Annotated in this window: 21 protein-coding genes; 14 read left to right on the top strand and 7 right to left on the bottom strand. The window is 66.5% G+C overall.

Annotated features, from left to right (window positions below; translation table 11 throughout):
- Positions 1-2: 2 nt before the first annotated feature.
- From ACFVUS_RS23740 to ACFVUS_RS23700, 9 genes are read left to right on the top strand one after another with little or no spacing between them, the layout of a single operon-like run.
- On the top strand, positions 3-1,268 hold the full coding sequence (locus ACFVUS_RS23740) for an MlaD family protein (RefSeq protein WP_387770317.1): 1,266 nt from the start codon (positions 3-5) through the stop codon (positions 1,266-1,268).
- Positions 1,265-2,296 carry an MCE family protein gene (locus tag ACFVUS_RS23735; RefSeq protein ID WP_387770315.1) on the top strand — a complete coding sequence of 344 codons (1,032 nt, stop codon included), beginning with the start codon at positions 1,265-1,267 and terminating at the stop codon, positions 2,294-2,296. The genes ACFVUS_RS23740 and ACFVUS_RS23735 overlap by 4 nt, the downstream gene beginning before the upstream one ends.
- A 6-nt stretch (positions 2,297-2,302) precedes the next feature.
- Positions 2,303-3,352 carry an MCE family protein gene (locus tag ACFVUS_RS23730; protein WP_387770313.1) on the top strand — a complete coding sequence of 350 codons (1,050 nt, stop codon included), beginning with the start codon at positions 2,303-2,305 and terminating at the stop codon, positions 3,350-3,352.
- Positions 3,349-4,452 carry an MCE family protein gene (locus ACFVUS_RS23725; protein WP_387770310.1) on the top strand — a complete coding sequence of 368 codons (1,104 nt, stop codon included), beginning with the start codon at positions 3,349-3,351 and terminating at the stop codon, positions 4,450-4,452. Before ACFVUS_RS23730 ends, ACFVUS_RS23725 begins: the two co-directional genes overlap by 4 nt.
- Complete coding sequence (locus ACFVUS_RS23720; RefSeq protein ID WP_387770307.1) at positions 4,449-5,546, top strand: MlaD family protein; 1,098 nt, start codon at positions 4,449-4,451, stop codon at positions 5,544-5,546. The genes ACFVUS_RS23725 and ACFVUS_RS23720 overlap by 4 nt, the downstream gene beginning before the upstream one ends.
- Positions 5,543-6,820, top strand: coding sequence for an MlaD family protein (locus ACFVUS_RS23715; protein WP_387770304.1), 1,278 nt, complete (start codon positions 5,543-5,545; stop codon positions 6,818-6,820). Before ACFVUS_RS23720 ends, ACFVUS_RS23715 begins: the two co-directional genes overlap by 4 nt.
- 18 nt (positions 6,821-6,838) lie before the next feature.
- Positions 6,839-7,540 (top strand): DUF3329 domain-containing protein, encoded by a 702-nt coding sequence (locus tag ACFVUS_RS23710; RefSeq protein ID WP_387770301.1) that lies wholly within the window; start codon positions 6,839-6,841, stop codon positions 7,538-7,540.
- Positions 7,541-7,550: 10 nt separating this feature from the next.
- Positions 7,551-8,237: a hypothetical protein gene (locus ACFVUS_RS23705; RefSeq protein ID WP_387770298.1), complete on the top strand. Its 687-nt coding sequence runs from the start codon at positions 7,551-7,553 to the stop codon at positions 8,235-8,237.
- 10 nt (positions 8,238-8,247) lie between these two features.
- Positions 8,248-9,684, top strand: a complete 1,437-nt coding sequence (locus ACFVUS_RS23700) for a carotenoid oxygenase family protein (RefSeq protein ID WP_387770295.1) — start codon at positions 8,248-8,250, stop codon at positions 9,682-9,684.
- 43 nt (positions 9,685-9,727) lie between these two features.
- Here the strand turns inward: ACFVUS_RS23700 and ACFVUS_RS23695 are convergent, their stop codons facing one another.
- From ACFVUS_RS23695 to ACFVUS_RS23685, 3 genes are all read right to left on the bottom strand, one after another.
- Entirely contained in the window at positions 9,728-10,354 is a 627-nt protein-coding gene (locus ACFVUS_RS23695) for a TetR/AcrR family transcriptional regulator (RefSeq protein ID WP_387770292.1), read from the bottom strand.
- 30 nt (positions 10,355-10,384) lie between these two features.
- Positions 10,385-11,782 carry an SRPBCC family protein gene (locus ACFVUS_RS23690; RefSeq protein ID WP_387770289.1) on the bottom strand — a complete coding sequence of 466 codons (1,398 nt, stop codon included), beginning with the start codon at positions 11,780-11,782 and terminating at the stop codon, positions 10,385-10,387.
- 122 nt (positions 11,783-11,904) lie between these two features.
- A complete protein-coding gene (locus ACFVUS_RS23685) occupies positions 11,905-12,522 on the bottom strand; it encodes an alpha/beta fold hydrolase (protein ID WP_387770286.1) in 618 nt (205 codons plus the stop codon).
- A 130-nt stretch (positions 12,523-12,652) separates the two neighbouring features.
- Between ACFVUS_RS23685 and ACFVUS_RS23680 the strand changes: the two genes are divergently transcribed.
- Complete coding sequence (locus ACFVUS_RS23680) at positions 12,653-13,075, top strand: DUF4440 domain-containing protein (protein WP_387770283.1); 423 nt, start codon at positions 12,653-12,655, stop codon at positions 13,073-13,075.
- A 10-nt stretch (positions 13,076-13,085) separates the two neighbouring features.
- Here the strand turns inward: ACFVUS_RS23680 and ACFVUS_RS23675 are convergent, their stop codons facing one another.
- Positions 13,086-19,178 carry an amino acid adenylation domain-containing protein gene (locus ACFVUS_RS23675; protein ID WP_387770280.1) on the bottom strand — a complete coding sequence of 2,031 codons (6,093 nt, stop codon included), beginning with the start codon at positions 19,176-19,178 and terminating at the stop codon, positions 13,086-13,088.
- Positions 19,179-19,519: 341 nt separating this feature from the next.
- On the opposite strand from ACFVUS_RS23675, the gene ACFVUS_RS23670 reads away from it, so the two are divergent.
- On the top strand, positions 19,520-21,904 hold the full coding sequence (locus ACFVUS_RS23670) for an ATP-binding cassette domain-containing protein (RefSeq protein WP_387770277.1): 2,385 nt from the start codon (positions 19,520-19,522) through the stop codon (positions 21,902-21,904).
- Here ACFVUS_RS23670 and ACFVUS_RS23665 read toward each other — a convergent pair.
- On the bottom strand, positions 21,882-22,157 hold the full coding sequence (locus tag ACFVUS_RS23665; protein ID WP_387770274.1) for a hypothetical protein: 276 nt from the start codon (positions 22,155-22,157) through the stop codon (positions 21,882-21,884). The genes ACFVUS_RS23670 and ACFVUS_RS23665 overlap by 23 nt on opposite strands.
- A 252-nt stretch (positions 22,158-22,409) precedes the next feature.
- Here ACFVUS_RS23665 and ACFVUS_RS23660 point away from each other — a divergent pair, with 252 nt between their 5' ends.
- A complete protein-coding gene (locus ACFVUS_RS23660; RefSeq protein WP_387770271.1) occupies positions 22,410-22,622 on the top strand; it encodes a hypothetical protein in 213 nt (70 codons plus the stop codon).
- An 18-nt stretch (positions 22,623-22,640) separates the two neighbouring features.
- Here the strand turns inward: ACFVUS_RS23660 and ACFVUS_RS23655 are convergent, their stop codons facing one another.
- Entirely contained in the window at positions 22,641-23,642 is a 1,002-nt protein-coding gene (locus ACFVUS_RS23655; RefSeq protein WP_387770268.1) for a helix-turn-helix transcriptional regulator, read from the bottom strand.
- Between the two features lie 125 nt (positions 23,643-23,767).
- On the opposite strand from ACFVUS_RS23655, the gene ACFVUS_RS23650 reads away from it, so the two are divergent.
- Positions 23,768-24,163, top strand: a complete 396-nt coding sequence (locus ACFVUS_RS23650) for a RidA family protein (RefSeq protein ID WP_387770261.1) — start codon at positions 23,768-23,770, stop codon at positions 24,161-24,163.
- 145 nt (positions 24,164-24,308) lie between these two features.
- Entirely contained in the window at positions 24,309-24,722 is a 414-nt protein-coding gene (locus ACFVUS_RS23645) for a secondary thiamine-phosphate synthase enzyme YjbQ (protein ID WP_387770258.1), read from the top strand.
- A 61-nt stretch (positions 24,723-24,783) separates the two neighbouring features.
- Here the strand turns inward: ACFVUS_RS23645 and ACFVUS_RS23640 are convergent, their stop codons facing one another.
- Positions 24,784-26,292, bottom strand: coding sequence for an FAD-dependent monooxygenase (locus ACFVUS_RS23640; RefSeq protein ID WP_387770255.1), 1,509 nt, complete (start codon positions 26,290-26,292; stop codon positions 24,784-24,786).
- Positions 26,293-26,317 lie beyond the last annotated feature (25 nt).

Below are 26,317 nucleotides of genomic sequence, written 5' to 3'. Positions count from 1 at the left end.
GCATGGGCAATGATTTCGAACTCGACGGGCGCGGCCCGTCCACCGGTCCGCTGATCGGCATCGGGGTGCTGTTCCTGGTGGTGTGCGCGCTATCGACACATCTGCTGCTGGCGAAATCCAATGGGAGCCTGGACCGCAAGGTCTCGGTCATCGCCGAACTGAGCAGCGTCGGAGACGGACTGCCGGAGAAATCGGATGTGAAGTTCCGCGGGCTGCTGGTCGGCGCGGTGCACGCGGTCACCCCGGCGCGACCTGGTGCGCCCAATATCGTGCACATCGATCTGAAACCGCAGTACGCGTCAGGGATTCCGAACACCGTCACCGCGCGGATCGTGCCCAGCAACGCGTTCGCGGTCTCCGCCGTGCAATTGGTCGACCATGGCCCGGCCGCACCGCTGACCCCCGGAGACCGAATCGGCGAGGACCACACGCTGCCGACCCAGCTCTTCCAATCCACCCTGGCCCGGGTGCGCGAATTGCTCGGCGCGATCGGCCGTCCCGGGGCCGACCGCACGCTGGGCTTGATTCGCACGCTCGCCGATGCCACCGCCGGAAAGGGCGCCACCCTGACCGCCACCGTCGACGGGATCAATCGCCTGGTCGAGGAGATGAACCGGCTCAGCACCGAGGACACCGGCCCCGCGACCCTGCACACCTGGGAACAGGCCATCGGCACCCTCGGCGACACCGCACCCGAACTGGTGGACGCCCTGCACAGCACGGTCGCGCCCATGCGCACCATCGCCGAACGCGGCCCGGATCTGACCAATCTGCTACTCGGAGCGGACAATACGATGGCCACGACCGGGACCGCGCTGGACCATCATCTCGATCAGCTGATCGACATCACCACCCAGCTGACGCCGGTGGTCGGCGTCCTCGCCGACGGCGCGGACGAGTATCCGGCGGTCATGCTGCGATTGAACAATGTCATCGACAAGTTCTTCGGCGAGCTGTGGACCCGCACGGGCGACAAACTGGCCTTCAGCTTCAAACTGGTGGTGTCACTGACCCCGCTGCGGCTCTACACCCGCGCCGACTGTCCGATGTATGGCCAAATGCGGGGCCCCAGTTGCGATTCCGCGCCCGAGACCACTCCGATTCCGAACACCCTCGGCATCCCCGACGCGCGCGCCTACGTGCCACCCCCGGGAGTGACGCTGCCGCCGGCGGCGAACACCGCCGATCGAATTCTGCTCGGACCACTCGAAATACCCGCGCTACCACCGGTATTCATGCCCAACCCGGCTCCGGAGGGCACACCGTGACCCGCCAAGTGCTCTGGCTGATCAGCTTCCTACTGGTGTGCTTCGCCACCACGTGGACGATCTTCGGCACCCTGCGCCACGGTGTGACCGGGCCGACCGATTCCTATACCGCGTACTTCACCGATGCGTCGGGGCTGCGCGCCGGATCCGATGTGCGGATCGCGGGCGTGCGGGTGGGGCGGGTGGACGCGGTCGATCTGGACGGGACGCGGGCACGGGTGCGCTTCCGCGTGCAACGCGATCAGCCCGTATACGGCGATACCCGAGTGTCGATCGTCTATCAGAATATTGTCGGCCAGCGCTATCTCGGACTGACCAAGGCCGACTTCGGGCAGCCCGGCAGGCTTGCCGACGGCAGCACCATTCTGGTGGAGCACACCGAACCGTCCTTCGATATCACCAATCTGCTCAACGGTTTCGAACCGCTGTTCACCCTGTTGAACCCCGATGACCGCGGCAATCTGTCCACCGCACTCATCCAAGCCATGCAGGGCGATACCCAGGCCACGGTCACCCTGATCACCGAGACCTCGCGGCTGGCGCAGACCGTGGCCGGGCCCGATGAGCTGCTGGGCCGAGTGATCGTCAGCCTGAACAGTGTCGTCGGCGATATCGCCGCACAGGGCGACCGATTGCAGACCACCCTCGCCCAGGTGCGCACCGTGATCGACGGTCTGGCGAGCCACCGCGATGAGTTGGTGTCCTCGGTCGGTGACATCTCCCGCGTTGCGGGCCGACTCGCGGCCGTATTGACCGGCGCCGCACCGGATCTGGACGAACTGCTGGCCCGGCAACCGGGATTCCTGGCCACGCTGACCGGCAATCCCGGCGGGGTCGCCACGCTGGGCGCGAATCTGCCCGCGGTATTCAAGGGGCTGGCCCGCATTACCGGCGACAGCACCGCGATGAGCGCGCAGGCGTGCGATTTCAATTTCACCATTCTCGATCTATTGAGCCCGGTGGTGCCTGCGATCGTCGACAGCGCGACACCCGGCGGGCACCGCAAGTACTCGGCAATGTGCAGGTGATAAGCAATGCGGTTCTCTTTCAGCACCTTTCGTGGCCGAACCCTGGAGTCGTACAGCCGGACCCGGCTCGGAATCCTGTCGCTGCTGGTGCTCGTCGTGGCGGTCGCCGCGACCACCCTGGTGACCGAACTCCATATCGGACAGGTCGAATACACGGGCGAATTCGGTCAGGCAGCGGGGATCCGGGCCGGTGATCAGGTCACCGTCGCCGGGGTGCCGGTCGGCACCGTGGCCGCCACCGCGCTGAGCGGGGATCGGGTGGTGATTCGCATGAAGATCCACAGCGATGTGGCCCTGGGCGCGGACACCCGGGCGGCCATCATGCTCACCACGGTGCTCGGCGCACGCTCGATCGCCCTGGCACCGGGAGGCTCGGGCGCACTGCCGGATCACCGGATCACCTTGGCGCACACCACGGTTCCCTACGACCTGCAAAAGCTGCTCCAGGATTCGACCGGTACGTTCGAACAGGTCGACGCCGACAAATTCGCCCGGTCCATGCAATTGCTGTCGGCTCAGCTGCGCGATCTGCCCTCGGTGCTGCCCGACGCACTGGCCAACGTGCGCGATCTCGCGCGGATGATCTCAGACCGCCGCGATCAGATCGGCGCGCTGCTGCGCAATACCGCGCAGGTGACCACCATTCTGCACGATCAGCAATCGGATCTGTCCGAGCTGATCACCCAGGGCCGAAACCTGCTGCGCGAGGTGGTGACCCGGCGCGACAGCATGGTGCGACTGCTCGACGCCGCCACCGCACTGGTCGGCACGGCTCGCGATATCTCGGTCGGCGATCGCACCGATATCGACCGTCTGCTCGGCGATATCCGGGTCATGACGTCCATGGTCGGCGACCATGATGCCCTGCTGCGCAATATGTTCCAGGCCATGCCGATCGCGGTCCGCAACCTCGCCAATGCCACCGGTACCGGCCCGTTCCTGGACTTCCTGCTGCCCGGCGGGCTGATGATGGATTCCTGGATGTGCGCGATCAGCGCCGATGCCCAGCGGTCCGGACTGCCCGAGCATTTCGAGTACTTCAAGGATTGCCGATGACCCGACATCCCCTGCGCCTGATCCTGATCGTGGCGGTGCTGCTCGCGGTCGCCGTCGGCGGCTACCGCATGCTGCCCGGCGGCGCTCGCGGCACCACGATCGTCGCGCAATTCGACAACGCCATCGGCCTGTACCGGGGCAATGCCGTCGCCGTACTCGGCATGCCGGTGGGGACGGTCGAAAAGATCACCAACAGAGGCGATTACGTTGAGGTGATCCTGCACGTCGATGCCGGGGTCCGGATTCCCGACACCGTGCAGGCGGTCACGGTCGGCACCTCGATTCTCACCGACCGGCATGTGGAACTGATCCCGGCGTACACCGGCGGCGCGACCCTCGCCGACGGATCGGTACTCGGGCTGAACCGCACCAAGACGCCGATCGAATTCGATCGGGTGCTGAAAATGGTGGACAAGCTCGGCAATTCGCTGCGCGGAGACGGTAAGGGCGGCGGCCCGATGGCCGATGTGCTCGATTCCACCGCCGCGATCGCCACCGCCGGTGGCGAACCACTGCGCACCGCGCTGTCGGCGCTCGCCGAGGCGCTGCGCACCGGTGCCGACGGCGGCGCGACCACCCGCGAGTCACTGTCCACCATTGTCACCAACCTCAGCGCCCTCACCGACGCGGCCGCCCGCAATCAGCAGACGTTGCACGAATTCGGTTCGGGCGTAAGTCAACTCGGCGATCTGCTGCGACAGGAACAACTCGGACAGGGCGAAACCGGGCATCGGCTCAACGAGGTGCTGAACCGGATCACCGACCTGCTCACCGATCACCGCGCGGATCTGGCGGCCACCGTGCGCAGCAGCACCGACTTCACCCGCGCACTGGTGGACTACCGGCGCGAACTCGCCGAGGTGTTCGATGTGGCACCGCTGGCGGTGGACAACGTGGTCGACGCCATCGATCAGCGCAACGGATATCTGCGCGTCGGGGCGCATTTCGATTCGGTGTTCTTCGACAGTTCCATGACCAAAGAGGTCTGCAATATCCTCGGGCTCCGCCAATTGGGTTGCAGCACCGGCAATGTCACCGATATGGGACCGGACTTCGGGATCACCTCGGTACTCGAGGCCATGACGAGGATGAACCGATGACGCGGCGACCGCACCCGCTGGCCCCGCTGCTGTGCGCGCTGGCCCTGCTCACCGGATGCGCGGTGACGGTGGAAGATCTGCCGCTGCCCGCACCCGGACTCAGCGGCCCGGGCTATCACCTGCGCGCGGTGTTCTCCAATGCCCTGAATCTGCCCAGCCGGGCGAAGGTGCGGGTCGGCGGAGCCGATGTGGGCGAGGTCGAATCCATGCGCGCGCAGGACTACACCGCCGTGGTGACCCTGCGGGTACTGAACTCGGTGCGGTTGCCCACCGGCACCCGCGCCGAATTGCGTTCCGCCACACCGCTGGGCGATCTGTTTGTCTCCCTGGTGCCGCCCGCGGGCGGCGACTCCGGAGCGACCCTGCGGGACGGGGACACCATCGAATTGGCCGCCACCCGGGCCGCCGCGACCGTCGAGGACGTCCTGGCCTCGACCACCCTGCTGGTCAACGGCGGGGTGATCCGCAATCTGACCCGGGTGCTCAACGGTATGGGCGATGCGATGGGCGACGGCGGGAATCGCCTCACCGCGCTCATCCACGATTCCCGGGATCTTCTGGCCACCTTGGCAACTCGCTCGGAAGACATTCGTGGCGCGCTGATCCGAACCGCGGATCTGGCCGATGCCTTGGGCGCGCGCCGCACCGCGATCGACGACATACTGCGGTCCGCGGCGCCGGCGCTGTCGGTCATCGCGGGGAATACCTCGCAGATCGTCGGCGTCGCCGATCGGCTCGCCGCCATCACCCGCCAACTCGAACGGTTCCCCTCGATCCAGGGCACCGATACCCGAAGCGTCATTCACGATATGAACGTTCTGGCGCGCGCTTTCAACGAATCCGCCGTCGATCCACGCGTGACCCTGGCCAACCTGCTGCGTGTGCTGCCGCCCACGTTGAAGTTCTTCAGCGCCAATGCCGCTCACGCCGATGTGGAGCTGCGGCAGGTGGTGCTGGGTCCGGTCGATGATCCGGCGCATCTGGCCGATCCGGCGTTCCGCGCACCCGAACCCGCCGATTGGCAGAACCTCATCGGTTCGCTCACCTTCGTGCTGACGCAGTTGGGCGCACGCGTGCTGGGACCCGGCCGATGACCGTGCTCGAATCACCCGCTCGCGTGCTCGTCGGCACCGCCCGCGCGGCTACCGCGCATCGGCTGGCGCTCTCCGCGCTGGCCCAGGTGGCATTGCTCGCGGTCGCGGGCTGCTACATCCTGTTCGGCGCACTCCGGAGTGATCCCTTCGCCACCGAAATCACCGTGCGGGTCGAGCTTTCCGAGTCCGGCGGCCTGCTCGCGGGGCAGGACGTCACCCTGCGTGGGGTGCCCATCGGGCGGGTGCGTTCGGTCGAGCTCACCGCCACCGGGGTCCGGGCGGTGGCGCGAATCGACGGATCGGTGCGCATTCCCCGCGACGGCACCGCGGTGCGCGTCTCCGGGCTGTCCCCGGCCGGAGAACAGTATCTGGACTTCGCACCCACCTCGATGTTCGGCCCGATGCTGAGCGAGGGCAGCGTGATCCCCCAGGACCGCACCACCATCCCGGTACCGCTGTGGCGGGTACTGGGCAATGTCGACGGGGTGCTGGCGCAGACCGATCCGGCCGAGCTGCGCGCCATCGTCGACGAATTGGGTGTGGGACCGCAGGGACCGGACAAACTGCGAGATCTGTTCTCGGGCACCGAATTGCTGATCTCGACCCTGGACGGGGTGCTCCCGCAGGCCATGACCCTGTTGCGCAGCAGCCGACCGGTATTCGAGCTGGTGAACCAGAGCGCGGACGGATTGCGTGCCACCACAACCGATCTCACCGCCACACTGAATGGGATCGGTGCCTCCGACGCCGGATTTCGGCAGCTGCTCGACATCACCCCGCAGGCGCTGCGGGCCATGGATACCGTGATCGCGGACAACTCCCCCACCATGGTGCAGTTGCTCGGCAATCTGGCCACCGTGGCGCAGCTGTCGTATGTGCGGGTGCCCGCGCTGACCCAATTGCTGCGCAAGGACCGCGGATCGGTGCTCGACGCGGTCGCCTCGGTCATGCACGACGGCGGTGTCTGGGCGGTCGCCAATATCTACTTCCGGCACTACTGCGATTACCCGCATCCCCGCGACGTCCCCTTCGCGCCGAACTATCCCGAGCCGTACATGTACACGTACTGCCCCGATTCCGCTCCCGCCATGCTCATCCGGGGCGCGCGCAACGCGCCCCGCCCGCCCGGCGACGACACGGCCGCACCACCACCGGGTTATGACCCCATGCGCCGCACCGATCCCACACCCCAGGGGCCGCACACCATTCCGCTGCCCTACGGCGGCCCCGTCATGCCACCCGAATCCGAGCCGACACGACGGGGCGGCAACTAGCTCCACCCGAGGAGATCCATGAGCACCACCACCGGCAAGGTCATCGACGACGACACCGCGGGCACGATCAGCGAAAGTGAGACCACCGCAACGGAATCGGCCGATGCGGACCCGACCGAAGGCGATGTCGCCGAGTCGACCCCCTCCTCCGGCGATCCGCACCCCGCGACCACGCCGACGTCCGCGCGGAGAGCTGTACCGCGTATTTCCCGGCTACCGCGCATTTCCGGCCGACCGCGCACCGCCATCCGGCGCGCGCTGCCCACCGCGCTCGCGTTGCTGATCATCGGATTGACCGGTGCGACAGTCTATCTGGGCTGGCAGTACCACCGGGTCCGAGCTGTGGACGCGGCGGGCGAGGCGGCGCAGCGCGCCGCCACCAGCTACGCGGTCACCCTCACCTCGGTGGACACCGCCAACCTCGACGCCAATTTCCAAGCGGTGCTGGATGGTTCGACCGGCGACTTCCGCGATACCTACACCAAATCCAGCGCACAACTGCGTCAGCTGCTGATCGATCACAAGGCCACCGGCCACGGCGTGGTGCTGCAATCGGCGGTCCAATCCGCCTCCACCGACGAGGTGGTGGTGCTGCTGTTCGTGGACCAGACCGTCACCAATACCGAGATGCCCGATCCACGCGTGGATCGCAGCCGGATCGCCATGACCATGCGCCAGGTCGACGGCCGCTGGAAGGCGGCCAAGGTCGACATCCCCTGAGAGGTGAAAAATGAACAACCACAATCGATCCGGAACTCTGACCGCCTTTCGTGACGAATGGGTGCTGCGATCCATGCTCGCCCGTGTCGGGGATGTCCCCGAGGCGGTACTGCTGCCCGTGCTGCGGGTGACCGCCGAGGACCGGGCCGCCGTCGACGAAGGATGGGCGGCGATCGTATCCAAGCGAACCGGCAATCGCCTGTTCGAATCGCCGCGCTGGGCCTGGAAGCGCCGCTACGGCCAGTTCGTCCGCGAACTCGAATGGACCACAACCGCATTGACCGAACAGCTGCCCGCGGAGCAGGTCACCGAACTGGTCGCGGACGCGATATCGCTGCGCCTGCGCCGCTGGCTGCGACGCGTGCTGCCCGCGTTCGAGGCGGTTCGAATGGTTCCCAAGGGCATGCGCCCGCCGGTCATGGACGTCGGCGTGAGCGTCGCGACGTTTCTGGTTGGTCCGATTCACCGCACCGGCATCGAATCCGACGGCACCCTGGTCTACGAGATCCCCGAATGCGCCATGCACACCTCGGTCTCTGCACCCGCGGCACAACGCAATTCCTGCCTGATGGGATGTAAAGCCGCGTGCGAGCGGGTATTCGACGCCGACTCGGCCATGCCCCTCGAATTCGATCCCCACCTGCCCGGCCTGTCCTGCACCCTGCGCGTGCGCCCGGCAGCCGCCCGCACCCTCTGAGGAGATGGCCATGTCCGATCCCGGCACCCTGCCCGCACGCGATTACATTCCGCTGTACGACGAATTCGACTACACCGTCGACGAATTCGAGGGAGCGCTACCCGAGGGGTTGCGAGGCACCATGTACCGCAACGGCCCCGGCAAAATGGAAGCCGGCGGGCAGGCGCTCGGGCACCTGTTCGACGGTGACGGCATGCTGTCCATGTACGCGATCAGCGACGGCACCATGCGCTTCCGCAATCGGTTCGTCCGCACCAAGCACTATCGCAACTCCCTCGGCTCCGGCGGCGCGCCCTATCGCGCGCTGGGCACCATGCGCCCGGGTGGCCTGCTCACCAATGCCCTGCAATTTCCCGCCAATGTGGCCAACACCAGCGTCACCATGCACGCGGGCAAGCTCCTGGCGCTGTGGGAAGGCGGGCGGCCCACCGAACTCGACCCCGACACCCTCGAGACGGTCGGCGTGCACGATTTCGACGGCGGTCTCAAATGGATAGGCGCGTTCTCGGCACATCCCAAGTGGGACAACCGAACCGGCGAGATGTTCAACTTCGGGCTCGCCATGTTCCCGCGTCCCGGACTGGCCTGCTATCGCGTGGACCGGGCGGGACGGCTCAGTGGTATGGGCCGCCTGGATCTGCCCTCGCCCATGTTCAATCACGATATGGGCCTGACCGATCGGCATCTGGTGTTCGTGATCGCCCCGCTGGTCTTCCCGATCGGCAAATTTCTCGGGGCCGGATTCGCGCTGCGCAATTTCATCGACGCCATCGACTACGACGCGCGCCGCGGCACCATGATCGGCCTGGTTCCCCGCGACGGCGGCCGACCCCGCATTCTGCACACCGATCCCCTCATGCATCTGCACCTGGCCAATACCTATGAGGACGGCGCGGATACGGTTGTGGAGCTGGTCAATTACGAGGCGAGCTGGGAACAGCTCAACGGTCAGCTCAGCAATGTCCAGGACGGCCTGGCGCAGGAGGGTTCACCGTACGGCGGCAAGCTCACCCGGTTGCGCATCACGCCGACCGATCGGGTCATCCACGAGAACGTCTCCGACCTCACCGGCGATTTCCCCGGCTACAACCGGGCGTACACCAGCCGCCGGAATCGGTTCGTCTACCTCGCGGCGAGTGCCGACGGCACCGCCTATCCGAACGCGATCGCCAAGATAGACAATGAGAACGGCAAGGAGTCTCTACACCGGTTGCCCGAGGACACCTTCGCCCACGAACCGATCTTCGTGCCTCGGCCCGACGCCGCCGCCGAGGACGACGGCTGGCTGCTGGCGGTGACGCAGAACCGATTCGGTGATCCGGCCGCCATGCTGGTGCTCGATGCCCGAGATCCGGAGGCCGGACCGGTGTATCGGGGTCGTCTGCGCCACCATATGCCGCTCACCTTCCACGGCACCTTCACTCCCCGGGTCGCGCATCCCGCGTAACCCGTCGACGGGGCAGGCGCGCCTGCCCCGTCGTAACCGGTTGCTATTCGGTCGTGTCCAGCAGTAGTCGCTCGAACAGCTTGTCGAGCACATCCATCTCGATCGGATCGTTCGCCGCCGCCGCATGGGCGAACCCGTCGACCACCGCGAGAATCAGCCGCGCCACCTGCACCGAATCCAGTTCCGCCGGAATCAATCCGGCCTCCTGACCACGCTGCACCGCTTCGGCCAAACCCTGCACCATTCCACCGCTGACCGAGGCGAAGGCCTCGGTCAGCTCCGGATGGCGGCGCGCGTCGATCGGCGCGGTCGCGACGAATCCGGCCAGCTCCGGGAATTCGTGATTGATCCGCATCGACACCGCGAGCAGGGCCTGCAACAGCCCCCGCACCGACAGCGCCGGACCGATCGCCACCGCGGCGCGCTCCTGAATGCGCCCGTACACATCCACGCACACCGCCTCGAACAATTTGCTCTTGGCGCCGAAGTGGTAGTACACCGCACCGGCGGTCACCCCGGCCATACCGGCGATGACGCTGTTGGTGGCGGGACCGTACCCGTGCTGAGCGAAGCACCGGATCGCGGCGTCGACCACTCGCTGCCGAGTCTCGACGCTGTCGATCCCCGCCGGTCGGCCCGGGCCGACCTTGGCTTGCCTGCTCTGAGTCACAGTCCGATTATTCTGCATCCGGTTCGCGGGCTAGTCGCCCAGGTAGGCGTCCAGGTCCTGATGGAACTGCCGAATCCGGACTTCTTGATAGTTCGCCAGCGTCACACCGGGTTTGGTCATGGCCGCGAGACCGCGCTGCACGCGCGGCAGATTCGACAGATCCTGATTGAAAACCGAAGCCAGCCCGCCCAATTCGGGTGCGGCGCTGAAGTCCTCCTCCGGACCCAGCCAGTGAATCGGACCGGCCTTGGGCTTGGGCACCCCCGGTGGTAGCGCGACCAGCAGCATGATGTCGAAAACGCAGCGGTCCGGACTATTGCCGTAGGGGCGGAACCGGTAGGTCAGCGGTGCGCCGATGCCGGCCCAGGGCGCCATATTCGGGAAGACGAAATACTCGATGGCATCGACGATCTCGGAGTCGCTGGTGTCCGATAGATCGGCTCCGGACTGCGCCATCAGCCGTTGCCGCAGCGCCTCGGCCACCACCGGCCGCGCGTCCTGCCCCTCGGGCACCTTGATGACGCCGACACCTTCGGGATAGAAGTCCCGGAACATCGCGTCGAGCACGTCCTGCGGTTCCAGCGGTTCGCCCAGCTGCGGGCTGCTGGTGGCCTGCGGGGTGATCATGCGATTGAACCCCGGCAGCCCGTCCCGGCCCCGATAGACGTCGTACTGGGTATTGCTGTCCCCCAGGTATTCCAGCAGCTGCGGATGCGTGGAGATCACATGGTAGGACTCGATGAACGCCTCCAGCGCGACCTTCCAATTGCAGTCGATCACCTTGGCGACGTGCACCGCCTTGAACCGTTCCTCCAGGGCGAAGTACGACAGGTGCTTGTCGACATCACCGAGGTAGTCCGCCAGCGCCGGGGCCGCGGGATCGACGTTGACGAAGACGTATCCGGCCCACACTCCGGTTCTCGCCTGCGGCAACGTGAATGCCGCATCCTCGATATGCGGGAAGTCCCATCGAGACGGCACATCGGTCAGCGCGCCCTCGAGACTCCAGGTGAATCCGTGGAAAGGGCAACGCAACTGGCCCACGTGGCCGGTGTCCTCGCACAGCCGGGTACCGCGATGCAGGCACGCGTTGTGATACGCCCGGATCGCACCTGCCTTGTCGCGCAACACGATCAGTGAGATATCGGCGATGTCGTAAACGATGAAGTCCCCCGGCTCGGGGATGTCCTCCTCCCGGCACGCCAACTGCCACACCTTCTTCCAGAGCTTCTCCACCTCGCGGCGATGGAAGTCGGCACTGAGGTAGCGCTCCTTGTCGATATCCTCCGACCCCAGATATTCGTAGTGCTCCTCCAATAGCGGCGGCGGCACCTCCCGGGAATCGGTCGACAGCAGGCCCTGCACCGACGGCCCCGGCGACCGCGCCTGCCCCGGCTCGAGCCCATTGGACGCACGAAGGTCTGTCATGAGGTCCTCCAAACGGACTGCACTCTCCGACAACCGGATTCGCTTCCGGTATGACTCAAATCACTATTATATTGGTCGCCCAATTAGTCAATAGCCGCGTGCGGATACGCGGGGCGAGGTGCTTACCGTTCTCCGCGAGCGGCTGGAACGCGTTCGGCCACATCGAGGACGAGTTGGGTTGTGCGGGTGTGCCATACGCGCCAGCGGCGCACCATGAAGTGGCCCGCTCGGGTGAGGGCGGACCATTCGGCGTCCACGCCGCGGTCGCGGGCGGAAACCGTTTGGCGGCGGGAGGATTCGGGATCGGTCCAACTGTCATCGATGCCGTGGAGTACACGGAGTCGGGTGGCGGCGGGAATCAGGGCGGCGTCATCATTCGGCCACCAGGGGGCGAGGGCGACGATGCCCGCGATGGTGTGCCTCGCGGCGACGTGGGCGGCGACCCGCCCACCCATCGAGTGACCGACCAGGATGATCGGACCCGATGACGCGGGCACTGCGGACAGCGCTCGATCGGCATCGGTGACCGGGTCGAGATCGGGCGCGTTCCACCCGCGATACCGATATTGGACCGGCTCGACCACGAAGTCGGGGCCGAGCCGACGTCGCAGACCGCGGGTTAGCAGGGCGGTGCGCACGCGAGCGAGTTGCCAGCACCGGCTCGGCGCTCGACTGCTCACCTGTCCGCCAGGCAGGACCAGTACCCGGAAGGACCGGGGTGCTTCTTCGACTATGCCCACCTGGTGAATTCGACAGGGCGGGCGCGCTGGTTTGGCGCGGACTCATAACCCCTCATCGGCCGCGGTCGCGTGGGAATTCCGCTGCGGCGCTGGTCCGCGATAGGGCAAGACGGTTGGCAAGATGGTCGTCGTGGAACTCCCGACATCGGAACCCGATCGGCGCACCGCCGCCCACCTGCATGACGTGCTCGCCGAGCTGGAACGGCGCGAGCCGATCTTCCACCATCCCGAATTCGGGACCTCACGCGAAGACTTCGAGCGGTCCACGGCACCGGACTTCTGGGAGACCGGGGCCTCGGGACAGCGGTATAGCCGGGAGTTCGTGTGGGCCACCCTCGAACAGCGGCGGCTCGCCGCCGAGCGGGAACCTCAGCCGGACGAGTCGTGGCAGGCGAGCGAATTCCAACTACGCGAGATCGCCTCGGATACCTATCTGCTCACCTACACGCTGCGACAGCAGGACCGGGTGACCCGTCGCCTGACCGTCTGGCAACGCGGCGCGAATGATTGGACGATCCTCTATCACCAGGGCACGGTGGTCTCGGCGGAGTGACCACCGGTGATCAGCAGGCTTCCTCGGTGACCTGCTCGGGAGTTTCCGGGTCCGATGTCGGGCGCAGTGGTTCGGCGGAGGGGTGCGGGAAGAAGCCGACGTCGATCAGGAAGTCGAAGTAGCGGGCCAGGGTGTGGGAATCGACTGGGGGGCAAGCGATATCGGTGCGGCCCGGGAGGTGGTCGGTGTGGGGATGCGGCGGGGCGGTGTAGTTGATGCTCAAAGCCGCTGCGCGTGAGAGGGTCTCATCCCCTGCGGCGGCACGGCGTTCGGCGATATCGGTCAGGGCTTCACCGAAGCAGGCCGGGTCGACCATCCGCATGCGGTAGCCACGCCGTCGCACCTCATCCATGATCATCCGCACCGAGACCGCGCTGCGCGGGGTCAGTTCGATGGGAGTTGTCACGGCGTGCGGTCGCCGCAGGGACCGCACGATGGCCGCGGCGACGTGATCGACCGGAACCATCTCGACCGCACCGGCACCCAGGTCCGGAGCCTGTCCGAGGAGCAGCATGGCGCGCAGCATCGTCCACCAGGCGTCGTCGGTCGCGGTCGCACCGGTGCGGGAATCGCCGGTGATCAGGCCGGGGCGGTAGATCGTGGTGGGAATGCCGCGTTGCGCGCCGGTGCGGACCAGTTCTTCGCCGATCCACTTGGTCAGGACGTAGCCGGGCACACCGGGCATCGGGCCGGAGGTGGGTGGCGGACCATCGGGGATGGAACCGGTGGACACATAGTGAACGGGTTTAACCCTGTCTTGCGCGGCCAAGCGGAGCACCTCGGCGGTGCCCGCGACATTCGCGGCACGCATTCGGGAATACGGTTCGAGGTGGTTCACCTGTGCGCCGTTGTGGTAAATCACGTCCATTCGCCGGGACAGATCGTCGAAGCGGTCTTGGGTCAGTCCTAGTCGCGGCTGGGCGAGATCGCCTGGCACGGCAACGATTCGGGTGGCGTGTACGGCCAGATCGATCCGATAGCGCCGGGCGTTCGCGAGGATGCGGGCATGAGCGGTGTCGGCGTCGGCCGCTCGGACCAGGCAGTAGATGGTTGCTTGCGTTTGTTCGAGCAGTTCGCGCAGCAGAAAAGCGCCCAGGAATCCGGTCGCACCGGTCAGCAGTATCGACTCGGGATCACCCGGGCGCGGCGGTGCGCTGTGGGCGGTGTTGATATCCGCGTCCAGAATCGCATCTACTCGCAGGTCCGGTTCCGTTGCCGCCGAGGGCATCTCACCGCGCAGCGCTGCGGCCAGCTCGCTGACTACAGGGTAGGTGAACAGATGCCGCAGTGAGACAGGGGAATCGAGCCGCTGCGCCAGGGCCGCCCGGCACCGGATCGCCGAGAGGGACGTCCCGCCCAGGGCGAAGAAATCATCGTCCCGGCCGACTCTCTCAACGCCGAGCACGGCGGCGAATATGTCGGCGACGAGATGTTCCTCGGCTGTTCGCGGGGCGCGGTACTCGCGGACCGGAAGCTGCGGATCGGGCAGTGCCGCGCGATTCACCTTTCCGGTCGGGCCGAGCGGGAATTCGTCGAGCACCGTCAGATGCGCGGGAACCATGAAGTCCGGCAGGCTCTTCCGCGCGGTCGTCAGCACCTCCGCGAGGTCCACGATCGTCCCGGACGCGGTGCGCAGATACCCGACCAGTCGCTCGGCGCGCACGACCACGACCGCGCTCATAACCGCGGGGTGTGCGCACAGGGCCGCTTCGACCTCGCCCGGCTCGATGCGCTGCCCGCGCAGCTTCAGTTGGAAGTCTGTGCGCCCCAGGTACTTCAGATCACCGTCTGCGGTCCGGACGACGAGATCGCCGGTACGGTACATTCTCGTGCCCGCGGGACCGTACGGATCGGCGACGAAACGCTCTGCGGTGCGGGCGTTCTCACCGATATACCCGCGGGCCAGCTGCGTTCCCGCCACGTACAGCTCACCGGGAGTGCCCGGCGGGACCTCGTGTAATCGCTCGTCGAGCACCAGTGCCGAACTATTCCAGTGTGGACGTCCGATCGGCGCCCCACCGTCGCGGATATCGGTCACGTCGGCGGCGGTGATCGATACGGTGGCCTCGGTAGGCCCGTACAGATTGTGCAGTCGCGCCGAAGTCGCTGCGGTGAACCGGGTGATGGTCGCCTCCGGTAGCGGCTCACCGCCCACCCATACCGCGCGCAGCGTCGATAGGGCCTGGGCCGGGGCCGCCTCGAGTAGCGCCTGGAGCATCGCCGGTACGGTGGTTATCACCGTCACCTGTTGCCGCGCAATGGTTTCCGCGAGATAGACCGGGTCACGACGCCCTTCGGCCGAGGCGATGACCAGGTGCGCGCCGACACCGAGCGGCGCGAAGTAGCCCATGAGCGAGGCGTCGAACGTCGAGGGCACCACTTGCAGGTACACGTCGGTGTGGTTCAGCTGATACTCCGCGGTGATGAACGCGGTCTGGTTGACGATCGCCCGATGCGTGATACCGACGCCTTTGGGTCGGCCGGTCGACCCGGACGTAAAGATGACATAGGCCAGGTCATGCTCGTGCAGGGGACGCAATCGCTCGGCGTCGGTCACCGGCGCATCCGAGAACTCCTCCAGTGCAAGGGAATTGACCAGCAGGTCGACGTACAGCATCGGTCGATCACCGACGTCGATCGGGTTGTCGGCGGTGGTCAGTACGCAGATCGGGTTCGCCGTATCGAGGACGTTGAGCACTCGGGCCGCGGGCTGGTCGGGGTCGATCGGCACATACGCGGCACCGGCCTGCACGATCGCGTACATGCCCAGCACCCGGTCCAGCGCCGATCGCACGGCCAGCGCGACAGTGTCCCCGGGGCCCACTCCGACGCCGATCAGTTTGCGCGCCAATCGATTCACTCGCCTGGCCAGCTCGCCGTACGACACTGATTGTCCGTCGCAGCTCACGGCCGTCGCGTGCGGCTCCTGGCGCGCTCGTGCGGTGAACCCGTCCAGCAGCAGTCGCGGTGGCAGCGGAACACCTTGTCCCGCTGCCGCTTCCCGCACCGCGAGTCGCTCCGTCTCCTTGAGCAGGGGCATATCCCCCACGGGCAGGTGTGGTGCGGCGGCAGCGGCGGTGAGCAGGGCGATCAGCCGTCGCCCTAGCGCGACGACCGTCGCTTCGTCGAATAGATCGGTGGCGTACCGCCACGAACACCGCAATCCCGCCGGACCGTGCGAGTCCTGGTGCGGCACAACCGACAGGTGCAGATCGAGCGAGGTGACGGGGTCACCGAGGTCGACCGCCTCGATGGTCAACCCGGGCAGCCGCAGCGCCCCGCCCTCGAAGTTCTGGAACGACAGCGCCACCTGGTACAGCGGATGGTGCGCCTGGGATCGAGGCGGATCGAGTTCGGCCACCAACTGCTCGAATGGCAGGTCGGCGTGTGCGAACGCACCCAGGTCGGTCTCGCGCACGCGGGCGAGCAGTTGCGCGAAGGTCTCGGAACCGGCTGTGCGAGTGCGCAATACCAGGGTATTGACGAACATGCCGACCAGATCGTCGAGGCGCTGATCGCCGCGTCCGGCCACCGGTGCGCCGATCACCACATCGTCACCGCGAGACAGGCGGGCCAGCACCACCGCCAGTGCCGCGTGCACCACCATGAACAGCGATGCGCCGTGAGCGCGTGCGAGCCGTTCGAGCGCGTCGTGCAGATCCGCGTCCAGCTCGAAGCGATGGGCCGCGCCGCGATTGCTCGCGACCGGCGGGCGTGGGCGATCGGTGGGCAGTTCGAGCAGCGGTGGGGCCGCGGCCAGTGCGGCGCGCCAGTATCTCAGCTGCGTCGCCAGCATCGAGTCCGGATCCGTTGCCGCGCCGAGTGATTCCCGCTGCCACAGCGCGAAATCGGCGTACTGGACAGGCAGCGGCGTCCAGGTCGGTGCGCCGCCGTGTAGGCGCGCGCAGTAGGCGGTCATCAGATCGCGGGTGAGCGGGGCCAGCGAGAAGCCGTCCGCCGCGATGTGGTGGATGACCACCGCCAGCACGAACTCCCCCTCGGCGACGCGGTACAGGCGTGCGCGCAGCGGTACTTCCCGGACGACATCGAATCCCTTGCCCGCCAGTGCCGTCAGCTCCGCCGCCATCTTTGTAGCGCTCACGTCGACCGGCGTGAGATCCAGCGGGACCTCCGGCGCGGGAAGGACGCGCTGATACCCGGAGCCGTCGTATTCGGGATACACCGTGCGCAGCACCTCGTGCCGTTCGAGCACATCTCGCATCGCCGATTCCATTGCGGCCGCGTCCAATTCACCCGTCAAGCGCAAGGCGACCGGAATATTGTGTGCGGGCGAATCCGGGTCCAGGCGTGCCAGGAACCACATGCGCTGCTGCGGGATGGACAGCGGTGTTCGCCCTTCCCGCTCGCGCGCGATCAGCGGCAGCTGTGGAGCGGTCGCCGACATTGCGTCGACGGCGGCCGCCAGCGTGGCCACCGTGGGATGCTCGAACACCAGTGGGACCGCCACCCGGGCATGTGCGACCGCGCGCAGGCGGGCCGCCAATCGCGTTGCCAGCAGCGAATTTCCACCCAATTCGAAGAAGTCGTCATCGGCGCCGACCTGACCGGCACCCAAGAGGTCGGCGAAGGTCTCGGCCACGATCTGCTCGGTACCCGGGCGCGGTTCGCGATAGGTCCGTGCGGTGATATGCGGTTCGGGCAGCGCCGCGCGATCGAGCTTGCCGCTGGGTGTCAGCGGAATCTCGTCGATGACCATGATCACGGTGGGTACGGCGTGACGGGGTAGAGCGCGGCGTGCGCGAGCGATCAACTCCGCGGTATCGATCACCCTCCCGGATGCGGCCACCACGTGGGAGACCAGGACGTCCGCTCCGCTCGGCGCCCTGCGCACCGAAGTCGTTGCGAAGGAGACGGATTCGTCCGCGGCCAGTACCGCATCGACCTCACCGGCCTCCACCCGGAACCCGCGGATCTTGAGCTGTGCGTCGCTGCGACCCAGGAATCGCAAGGCGGGGGTGCCCGCCATCGGCCGCACGACATCGCCTGTGCGATAGACGCGCTCGCCGCTGCCGCTCGGGTGGGCGACGAATCGTGCGGCGGTCAGGCCCGGCCGATCGTGATAGCCCCGCGCCAACCCGGGCCCGGCCAGGTACAGCTCGCCGATGCCGCCCCCGGGGGTCGGGCGCAGGCTCGCATCAAGCACCAGCGCCGTCATCCCCGCGATGGGACCGCCGATTGTGACGGCATCGCCGGTCATCAACGCATCGCTGATGGTGGCCGCGATGGTGGTTTCGGTGGGGCCGTACAGATTGAAGAAGTCCCGGCCCGGGGACCAGCGCGCCACCAACTCCGGCGGGCAGGCTTCGCCGCCCGCGACCACCGTGCCCAGCTCGGGCAGATTCGCGGGATCGAGACCGGCCAGGGCCGCCGGGGTGATGAAGGCGTGGCTCACCCGGCCCGTGCGCAGCACCTCGGCGAGTTCCTCGCCGCCGTAGCAATCGGCGGGTGCGATCACCATCGTCGCGCTCGCGCCGGCCGCGAGCAGCAATTCCAGGACGGCGGCATCGAAACTCGGGGAGGCGAAGTGCAATGTCCGCGACTCGTCCCGCACGTCGAAGCGCCGAACCTGTTCCGCGCACAGCGCGGCCAAGCCGGCGTGCGTGACGGACACGCCCTTGGGGGTTCCGGTCGAACCGGACGTGTAGATCAGATACGCGATATCGGCGAGGTGGATTCGGCGTTTACGCTCGTCGAAACAGAAAGGATCGCTCGAAATTCCCGCGAATTCGGCCGCGAAAGAAGGCGAGTCCAAGTCGAGCCATTCGAGCGTGTCACCGAGTCGCGGGCGGACTTCCGAATTCGTCAGCCCATAAACCGCTTTCGAATCGCTGAGCATGTACGCCACCCGCTCGGGTGGATAGTTCGGATCGATGGGCACGAACGCCGCGCCCGTCTTCGCGACCGCCCACACCGCAACGACCGACTCGATCGAGCGTGGCAGGGCCAGCACCAGCCGATCATCGGGTCCCAGCCCCCGGGCGATCAGCATCCGGGCCCATTGTGTGGACCATTGATCCAGCTCCGCGTATGTCAGCGTCCGCGACCCGGATACCAGCGCCTGGCCGTCGGGTTTGCATTCCACCGCGGTTGCCAGCAGTTGAGGAAGTGTACGAGCACGCGCGCTGTGATCACGCGGCTTCCGGGACCGGCGGGCTGCTCGAATTCCGGCAGTCACCGATTATCTCCACCTTCGATTTGTATATTCGCTTCATATCGATACTATCACGACAGGAAATGTGAAATTCTCTTGCCATGCGGAACTATCGCTTCATTGATAGCATCGCGCGAACATAAACATCTACTTTTCAGACTTCTGTCGCATATGCGACACGCACGCGACGATCGGACCGGCCCGCATCGATCCGGCACTCGACCCGGAGCGCCGCGAGCACGCTCACGGAGGGCTCGGTAGCGTTTGCTGCCATGAGGTCGCCCGAGGTCGATCCGTATGTCCGGGTACGCGGTGCGCGCGTGCACAATCTGCGCGGGGTCGATGTCATGCTGCCGCGTGACGCGCTGGTCGCGTTCACCGGCGTCTCCGGGTCGGGTAAATCGTCGCTCGCGTTCGGGACGTTGTACGCCGATTCGCAGCGCCGCTATCTCGAATCCGTCGCCCCCTATGCGAGGCGACTGCTGCAACAGGTCGAAACACCCGATGTCGACGAGGTCACCGGCCTGCCGCCCGCGGTGGCGCTGGGACAGCGGCGGGCGGTGCCGTCGTCACGGTCGAGCGTGGGCACCGTCACGGCCATGTCGAATTATCTGCGCATGCTGCTGTCCCGGGCGGGGCGGTATCCCGAAGGTGCGGCGCACTTGGATTCGAATGCGTTCTCGCCCAACACCGTTGAGGGGGCGTGCCCGCAGTGCCACGGTATGGGCACCCTGTACGAGGCGACCGAGAAGTCGATGGTGCCGGACCCCGGACTGAGCATTCGCGACGGCGCGATCGCGTCCTGGCCGGGGGCTTGGCACGGAAAGAACCTGCGGGACATCCTCGCGACGCTCGGGTACGACATCGACATCCCGTGGCGCGATCTGCCCGGCGAGACGCGGCAGTGGATCCTGTTCACCGAGGAACGCCCGGTGGTGACGGTGCGACCGCAGCGCGAGGCCGGGCGCATCCAGCGATCCTACGAAGGGATCTACACCAGCGCGAAAGACCTTGTGCTGCGCGCTTTCTCCGAATCCAAGAGCGAGGCTCGACGCAAGAGCGCCGCGCAGTTCCTGACCACGCGCACCTGTCCGCTCTGCCACGGCGAGCGGCTGCGGCCCGAAGCGCTGGCGGTGACGTTCGCCGGTCGAACCATCACCGAGTTGGCGAGTCTGCCACTGGCCGAACTCGCGGAGGTGCTGCGGCCGCACGCCTCGGGCGACGACGCTGCGGCCGTCCTGAGCCGCGATCTGATCGCCCGGATCGACGTGCCGGTCGAACTCGGACTCGGCTATCTGAGCATGTCACGGGAGAGCCCGACCCTGTCCGGTGGCGAACTCCAGCGGTTGCGGCTCGGAACCCAGTTGCGTTCAGGGCTTTTCGGAGTGGTCTACGTGCTGGACGAGCCCTCGGCAGGGCTGCATCCCGCCGATACCGCGGCACTGACCTCGGTGCTGATGCGGCTGCGCGACTCCGGCAACAGCGTCTTCCTGGTCGAACACGATATGGATGTGGTGCGCCAGGCGGATTGGATCGTCGATGTGGGTCCGGGCGCGGGAACCGCGGGCGGGCACGTGCTGTACAGCGGACCGCTCGAAGCGCTCGCAGAGGTCCCGGAGTCTGCCACCCGCCGGTACCTGTTCGCGGATTCCGCTGAGCCACAGCGCGTCCCGCGCAAGTCTTCAGGAGCTCTGAAACTGAGTAACCTGACCGAACACAATCTGCAATCGCTGGATATCGAGCTGCCACTGGGCGTGCTCACCGTTGTCACCGGCGTCTCCGGATCTGGTAAATCGACACTGCTGCATGCGATTTCGAGGCAGGCAAGCTCGGACCCGGAGATCGACCGAGTCGTAGCGGTCGATCAGCAGCCGATCGGCCGCACACCCCGCTCGAACCTGGCCACCTACACCGGTCTGTTCGACACGGTCCGAAAACTCTTCGCCGCCACCCCCGAAGCCAAACAGCGGCACTACACGGCGGGCCGATTCTCCTTCAATGTCGCGGGCGGCCGCTGCGAAACCTGCCAGGGCGAGGGCTACGTCACCGTCGAATTGCTTTTCCTGCCAAGCACCTACACCCCCTGCCCCACCTGCCACGGTGCCCGCTACAACCCCGAAACCCTGGAAATCACCTACCGCGACCACAACATCGCCCAGGTACTCGACCTCACCGTCGACGAAGCCACCGACTTCCTCTCCGACACCCCCGCCGCCCACCGCGCCCTGACCACCCTGCAACAGGTGGGTCTCGGCTACCTCCGCCTGGGCCAACCCGCCACCGAACTCTCCGGCGGCGAAGCCCAACGCGTAAAACTCGCCTCCGAACTCCAACGCACCAAACGCGCCGCCACCCTCTACCTCCTCGACGAACCCACCACCGGCCTACACCCCGCCGACACCGAAGTCCTTGTCCACCAACTACATTCCCTCGTCGACAGCGGCGCAACCGTCATAATCGCCGAACACGACATGACCGTAGCCGCCCAATCCGACCACATAATCGACCTCGGCCCCGGCGGCGGCAACTCCGGCGGCAGAGTAGTAGCCCAAGGCACCCCCACCACCGTCGCCCACACCCCCCAAAGCCGAACCGCCCCCTACCTATCCCAAGCCCTGGCGCTCCGCACACCCGTCACAGCGCCCGCCCAAGTTTGAATCCCCCTACCGCACTATCCCGCAACGCCCACACCCGTTCCGCGATATCGGTGCCCGCAGCCGTGCGATACGCCTCAACCCGCAACGCCGCATCCCCACCCGCACCCTCAACCATCTCGGCCCGCGTCACCGCCCCATCCACGAACTCGACCTCATACTCGGCAGCAACACGATCCGGCCGCAACTCCAACCCAGCGAACAGATGCGAATACCCGACCTCGATATGCCCTGGCACCCCGGAATCCTCGGTCATCAGCGCAGCGTATGACGCCGCACCAAGGCAACGCTCACCGACACTCACAGAGTCGGTATCACGCGCCAGCCAAAGCATCCATCGCCTGAAATGCAACAACTCCTGGGTAGTTCCCGGTAGTTCCCTTAGGATTCTGAGCGCGGCTTTCACTGGCATTCCGCATTGGCCAACTGCTCGGTATAGCTGGGATCAACATCAGCCCACGGGAGAACACCGATGACTGGTCCACTCGACCCCACTACCCGGGACGAAGTGAACGAACTGATGGATCGCTTGAAGTTCACTGACACCGAGGTTGAGTTGCCTGTCGAATTGGGGCAGGACGCCGATCCCGCGTTGAAGCCGCGCTCCGTGAAAATGTCCGACGACTTGGATCGGCGAGTCGTTGCCCGGGCCGTGAGTCTCGGACTGTCGAAAGCCGCGTATATCCGCTCTCTCGTCGAACGTGACCTCGCGCAGGCCTAACATGTCGGGCCAGGCGTACTAGCCGGGGACGACCTGAGTTGGCTCAGTGAGTGATTCGGGTCTGTAGCGGGCGGCGATTGCTTCGGCGCGGTTGTGGAGGGCGGTGCGGAGTTCGTTGGGGGTCAGTACTTCTGCGGCGGTGTCGAGTTGCCAGATTGCCCAGATGGCGTGGCGCAGGTCCTCGAATGTCACTTCGAGGCGGACCCAGCCGTCGGGTTCGGGGTGCTCGGTGCGGACGCCTCGGGCGGTGTTGAGGAGTTCTTCGCGGCGGGTGGATTTGACTCGGACCAGGACGGGGATGTGGTTGTCGGAGAGGAAGAGTGCGGTGCGTTCGGCCCAGATTCGGTCGAGGTCCACCTGTGCGGGGCGGTCGGCTTGGTCGGGAAGCTCTTCGGCGACCAATATTCGCGATAGGCGGTATGTGCGGTCTTCCCCGGACTTCGTGGCGAGTAGGTAGGTGCGGTCTCGGACGGTGACGAGTCCGAGCGGATCGACTGTGTGCCAACGAGTTACCTTGTCGGGGGCGGCGTAGTGGAACCGGAGTTTGCGTCCGGCGAGTACTGCGCGACGGACTTCGTCCATCACCCCGCTCGCCACATCCTCTCGGTCCGGTCGCCGCGAGAGCAGGTCGGTCTCCGGCTCGACCAGGAAGCGCTTGGCGGCGTCGTCCAGGGTGGCGCGGTGGCCTTCGGGTAGCGCGTCGACCACCTTGCGCATCGCCGAGGCGAGCGCCGAGCTGAGTCCGAAGGCCTTCTCGCCGCGTCCCGATCCGGCGGTGAGCAGGGCGAGGGCTTCGTGGTGGTTGAGGCCGGTCAGTTCGGTGCGGAAGCCCGGGAGCAGCGAGAAGCCGCCGTGCCGACCACGATCGGCGTAGACCGGCACGCCCGCCGTGGACAGCGCCTCGATATCGCGCAGCACGGTGCGAACGGACACTTCCAGCTCGGTGGCCAGTTGGTCCGCGGTCATCCGTCCGCGCTGGCGCAGCAGCAATACCAGCGAGACCAACCGATCGGCGCGCATGACTTCCATTCTCTCGGAAATACCTGACACAGGATGTCAGGTATTGCTGGAAATCTCTTGTCTCGAGCGTCGACGACGGTGGCCATCGGGCCCGGGCGCTCGCAGTGGCAACGATTGGAGTGGCAATGGAACGCATCGCAGTCAACCCGGTGACCTGGTCGCAGGAGATGGGCTTCAACCAGGGCGAGATCGTATCCGGAGAATCGCGGACCCTGTACATCTCGGGGCAGACCGCGATGAGCAAGGACGGTCGCCCCGAGCACGAGAGAGATATCGCGGCACAGCTCGCGCTGGCCGCGGACAACCTCGAGGCCGTGCTCAGCGAAGCCGGTATGTCGCTGGCGAACCTGGTTCGTCTGAACGTCTACACCACCAACGTGGACGCACTGTTCCCCCACTACGGCATACTCGCCGGACGGCTCGGAGCCGCAGGCGTCGCGCCCACCACGACCATGCTGGGAGTGACCCGCCTGGCGATCCCCGGCCAGCTCGTCGAGCTCGACGGCACCGCCGTCGCATAGCGGCCTCAGCACGCTTCTCGATATTCGAGAAGGACGGCCGCTCCTTCCCGGAGCGGCCGAAGGCAGCCGCCATGTTCGGCCCCCGGCCGACAATCGGGCGCGGTGTGCGCGACGCGCGGGGATGGGCGGTAGGACAATCGAACTCATGCAGAGCACCCTGATCGATGTGAAGACCGGCCGGGCCGAAGTCGTGCACGACCTCACCCCGCAGTGCGCGGCCTTTCTGCGGGAAGCGGCCGCCACCCGCGATGGATTGCTGCACGTGTTCGTGCCGCACGCCACCGCCGGCATCGCGCTGATCGAACTCGGCGCGGGCAGCGACCACGATCTGCTCGCGGCCCTGCGCGATCTGCTGCCCGCCGATGACCGCTGGCGCCACGCCCACGGCTCCCCCGGGCACGGCCGTTCGCACGTCATGCCCGCACTCATCGCCCCGTTCGCGAGCATTCCGGTGCTGGGTGGCGAAATGGCCTTGGGCACATGGCAATCGGTTGCGCTCGTCGACCTCAATATCGACAACCCGGTCCGGCAGGTCCGCCTGTCATTCCTGCCAGGCTGAACCCCCTCCGGACCGGTACGCGCACTACTTGTGTTGGCACGGTCGATGATTCAGGTAGGGGCTAATCCACGCTGCCGAACCAGCGCGTGGCCGCGTGCTCGAACGCGGTCGGGTCGATGTCATCGTCACAGGCCCACGCGACAATGCCGTCGGGGCGAATGAGCACGGCAGCCAGACCGAGGTCGTCGTGCACCGGACCGGCCGTGTATCGAATCCTGTTGTGCCAGTGCGCGGCAGAACCTCGCAGGCGGTGATCGTCGCTGAAATCCAGTGCGACGCCGAGACCGTCGTACATCAGATCCGCTAGGCGGCTGCCGTCGTCGAGGCGGAAGTCGGGGGCGTTGCGCCCGATCAGCGGGTGCGCGCCGCCGAGGTCGTAGCGTGTCGCCAGCCCCGTGATTGTCTCGAAAACATAGGTCGATCCGTCGCGGGTCGCGATGAAGTCCCGGATCACCGCTTGGATCGCTTGGCTGGAAGGGTCCGGGCGCATGGCCGTCACCTGCGCGCGTGACCAGTCGAGCACATGCGCGCCGATGGGATGGCGTTCGGCCGTATAGGTGTCGAGGAGTCCGTCGGGCGCGTCACCGTGCACGGTCGCCGCGAGCTTCCAGCCCAAATTCATCGCATCACCCAAACCGGTGTTGAGGCCCTGCCCGCCCAGCGGCGAATGGATGTGGGCGGCGTCGCCCGCGAGCAGGATCCGCCCGCGCCGGTAGGTGCTCGCCTGCATCGCCCGATCGGTGAACGTCGAGGCGTGGCGAACCTCATTCACGGTCACCTCGGTGCCCGATACCCGACGCAGCACCGTGGTCAGCTGGTCCACTGTCGGTTGTTGAGCGCGGTCGAATGCGCCACCATCGAAGTCCATCATGCTGATGAGCCCACCCGGCCGCAGCAGATACATCCCCGTCGGAGTCAACGTGAACCCGAATCTCAGCTCATGCGGTTCGACGAGCGAGGCGAGCAGACTGTAGCCGGTGAATTGTGGTTCGGTACCGACGAATTCGAATTCGCCGAGCTTGCGGACCGTACTGCGCCCGCCGTCGCACCCGACCACCCAGCGTGCCCGGAACTCGCGATCCCCACCGTGCACGCTCACGCCCCGGCTGTCCTGGGCAATGCCCGAAACCGCGACGCCATAGCGAACCTGAACGCCGAGTTCGCTCGCCCGCTCGGACAGCACCGTCTCGATGGCATCCAGGCTGGTCATCATGGAATCCGGTGTGGGGCTGGGCAATCGGAACGACAGGGCATCGAAGTCGATATTCGCCGGATCGATCCCGATGCCCGCGAAGTGACCCGCGAACCGCACCCGTGCGGGCTCGTCGCGATCGACTCCGCCGGGCAGGCCCGACACCTTGCGTAACGCGGGCAATAGCCCCCTGCGGTCGAAAGCCCCGATCGAGGTGGAGAACAGACCCCGATTCCCGAGTGGTTCGGCGCGCCAAGGGGAATGCGGCGCGATCTCACGTTCGAGCACCAGCACCGAGCATCCCGCCAGCCCCAGCTCACAGGCCAGGAGTAGTCCGACCGGCCCCGCGCCCACGATCACAACATCGAATTCGCTCATGGATCAAGCCTTTTCGATGCCCCTT

Origin of the sequence: Nocardia sp. NPDC058058 (assembly GCF_042885355.1) — a bacterium.
Taxonomy (GTDB): Bacteria; Actinomycetota; Actinomycetes; order Mycobacteriales; family Mycobacteriaceae; genus Nocardia.
The sequence above is the reverse complement of the archived record's forward strand: the minus strand, read 5'-3'. Positions and strand labels throughout refer to the sequence as shown.

Excerpts from the sequence above, each read along its gene's own strand:
- ACFVUS_RS23740 (WP_387770317.1), top strand. The coding sequence starts at position 3 with ATGGGCAATGATTTCGAACTCGACGGGCGCGGCCCGTCCACCGGTCCG.
- ACFVUS_RS23730 (WP_387770313.1), top strand. The coding sequence starts at position 2,303 with ATGCGGTTCTCTTTCAGCACCTTTCGTGGCCGAACCCTGGAGTCGTAC.
- ACFVUS_RS23725 (WP_387770310.1), top strand. The coding sequence starts at position 3,349 with ATGACCCGACATCCCCTGCGCCTGATCCTGATCGTGGCGGTGCTGCTC.
- ACFVUS_RS23720 (WP_387770307.1), top strand. The coding sequence starts at position 4,449 with ATGACGCGGCGACCGCACCCGCTGGCCCCGCTGCTGTGCGCGCTGGCC.
- ACFVUS_RS23715 (WP_387770304.1), top strand. The coding sequence starts at position 5,543 with ATGACCGTGCTCGAATCACCCGCTCGCGTGCTCGTCGGCACCGCCCGC.
- ACFVUS_RS23710 (WP_387770301.1), top strand. The coding sequence starts at position 6,839 with ATGAGCACCACCACCGGCAAGGTCATCGACGACGACACCGCGGGCACG.
- ACFVUS_RS23705 (WP_387770298.1), top strand. The coding sequence starts at position 7,551 with ATGAACAACCACAATCGATCCGGAACTCTGACCGCCTTTCGTGACGAA.
- ACFVUS_RS23700 (WP_387770295.1), top strand. The coding sequence starts at position 8,248 with ATGTCCGATCCCGGCACCCTGCCCGCACGCGATTACATTCCGCTGTAC.
- ACFVUS_RS23690 (WP_387770289.1), bottom strand. The coding sequence starts at position 11,782 with ATGACAGACCTTCGTGCGTCCAATGGGCTCGAGCCGGGGCAGGCGCGG.
- ACFVUS_RS23670 (WP_387770277.1), top strand. The coding sequence starts at position 19,520 with ATGAGGTCGCCCGAGGTCGATCCGTATGTCCGGGTACGCGGTGCGCGC.
- ACFVUS_RS23665 (WP_387770274.1), bottom strand. The coding sequence starts at position 22,157 with ATGACCGAGGATTCCGGGGTGCCAGGGCATATCGAGGTCGGGTATTCG.
- ACFVUS_RS23655 (WP_387770268.1), bottom strand. The coding sequence starts at position 23,642 with ATGCGCGCCGATCGGTTGGTCTCGCTGGTATTGCTGCTGCGCCAGCGC.
- ACFVUS_RS23650 (WP_387770261.1), top strand. The coding sequence starts at position 23,768 with ATGGAACGCATCGCAGTCAACCCGGTGACCTGGTCGCAGGAGATGGGC.
- ACFVUS_RS23645 (WP_387770258.1), top strand. The coding sequence starts at position 24,309 with ATGCAGAGCACCCTGATCGATGTGAAGACCGGCCGGGCCGAAGTCGTG.
- ACFVUS_RS23640 (WP_387770255.1), bottom strand. The coding sequence starts at position 26,292 with ATGAGCGAATTCGATGTTGTGATCGTGGGCGCGGGGCCGGTCGGACTA.